The sequence below is a fragment of the Stenotrophomonas maltophilia group sp. Smal17 genome (assembly GCF_030237045.1).
Taxonomy (GTDB): Bacteria; Pseudomonadota; Gammaproteobacteria; order Xanthomonadales; family Xanthomonadaceae; genus Stenotrophomonas; species Stenotrophomonas forensis.
In genome coordinates this window covers 38,728-40,318 of record NZ_JASJSU010000041.1, presented here as the reverse complement: position 1 = coordinate 40,318, position 1,591 = coordinate 38,728, and the positions used below count along the sequence as shown (strand labels likewise).

Below are 1,591 nucleotides of genomic sequence, written 5' to 3'. Positions count from 1 at the left end.
CATGGGGTTGCCGGCCAGCGGCCGGCACTACCGGGTGCATCGTCGATGGAAACCAGCGTGTCGCCAGCTCCACATGCGGCCCCGCTAGAATGACTGCATGACCGAATTCATCCCGCCCGGCACCCGCTTCCACGCCCTGCCCTCGCCATTCCCGTTCAAGCGCGGTGGCGCACTGCATGGCGCACGCGTGGCCTACGAAACCTGGGGAACGCTGGCCGCCGATGCCAGCAATGCGATCCTGATCGTGACCGGCCTGTCACCGGACGCGCATGCCGCAGCCAACGATGCCAACCCGGCACCGGGCTGGTGGGAGGCGATGGTCGGGCCCGGCAAGCCGATCGATACCGATCGCTGGTTCGTGGTGTGCGTGAACTCGCTGGGCAGCTGCAAGGGTTCGACCGGTCCGGCCTCGCTCAACCCCGCTACCGGTGAACCCTACCGCCTCGATTTCCCCGAGCTGTCGATCGAGGACGGCGCGCGCGCCGCGATCGAGGTGGTGCGCGCGCTGGGCATCGCGCAGCTGGCCTGCGTGGTCGGCAACTCGATGGGCGGCATGACCGCACTGGCGGTGCTGATGCTGCACCCGGGCATCGCGCGCAGCCATATCAACATTTCCGGCAGCGCGCAGGCATTGCCGTTCTCGATCGCGATCCGCTCGCTGCAGCGCGAGGCGATCCGCCTCGACCCGCGCTGGAACGGCGGCCACTACGACGATGCCGAGTATCCCGAGTCGGGCATGCGCATGGCGCGCAAGCTGGGCGTCATCACCTATCGCTCGGCGCTGGAATGGGATGGTCGCTTCGGCCGCGTGCGGCTGGATTCGGACCAGGCCGACGATGATCCGTTCGGCCTTGAATTCCAGGTGGAAAGTTACCTGGAAGGCCACGCGCGGCGCTTCGTGCGCTTCTTCGATCCGAACTGCTACCTGTACCTGAGCCGTTCGATGGACTGGTTCGATCTGGCCGAGTACGCCGATGGCGATGTGCTGGCCGGCCTGGCGAAGATCCGGGTGGAAAAGGCGCTGGCGATCGGCGCCAACACCGACATCCTGTTCCCGGTGCAGCAGCAGCAACAGGTCGCCGACGGCCTGCGTGCCGGCGGTGCCGATGCGCGCTTCGTCGGCCTGGAGTCGCCGCAGGGCCACGATGCGTTCCTTGTTGATTTCGAGCGTTTCGGCCCGGCCGTGCGCGGCTTCCTCGACGCGCTGTAAGTGGCGTGGCGGCGCAATCTCGGGCTCGCCGCCTTCGGTGCGCTGATCGCGCTGATGGTCAGCGGCGTGCTGCCACTGTGGCTGGGCGGCTGGTGCCTGCTGGCCAGCGTGGTGTCGTTCGGGCTGTATGGCCATGACAAGCGTGCGGCGCAGCGAAAGCAATGGCGCATTCCCGAGCGCACCCTGCAGCTGCTGGCCTTCGCCGGGGGCTGGCCAGGCGCGCTGCTGGGCCAGGCCCTGTTCCGTCACAAGCACCGCAAGGCCGCGTTCCAGTGGGTGTTCTGGCTGTGCGTGCTGGCCAACGTGGCCTCGATCGCGGTGATGCTGCGCGAATTCTCGCGGTAACGCTCGCAATCGGTAGTGGGGGGGGGGGGGGGGGCG

2 protein-coding genes are annotated in these 1,591 nt (G+C 68.0%); both read left to right on the top strand.

Annotated features, from left to right (window positions below; all coding sequences use genetic code 11):
* Nucleotides 1–97 precede the first annotated feature (97 nt).
* Complete coding sequence (locus tag QRO93_RS12570) at nucleotides 98–1,210, top strand: homoserine O-acetyltransferase (RefSeq protein ID WP_164242852.1); 1,113 nt, start codon at nucleotides 98–100, stop codon at nucleotides 1,208–1,210.
* Complete coding sequence (locus QRO93_RS12565) at nucleotides 1,211–1,555, top strand: DUF1294 domain-containing protein (protein ID WP_049456024.1); 345 nt, start codon at nucleotides 1,211–1,213, stop codon at nucleotides 1,553–1,555.
* Nucleotides 1,556–1,591 lie beyond the last annotated feature (36 nt).

Excerpts from the sequence above, each read along its gene's own strand:
- QRO93_RS12570 (WP_164242852.1), top strand. The coding sequence starts at position 98 with ATGACCGAATTCATCCCGCCCGGCACCCGCTTCCACGCCCTGCCCTCG.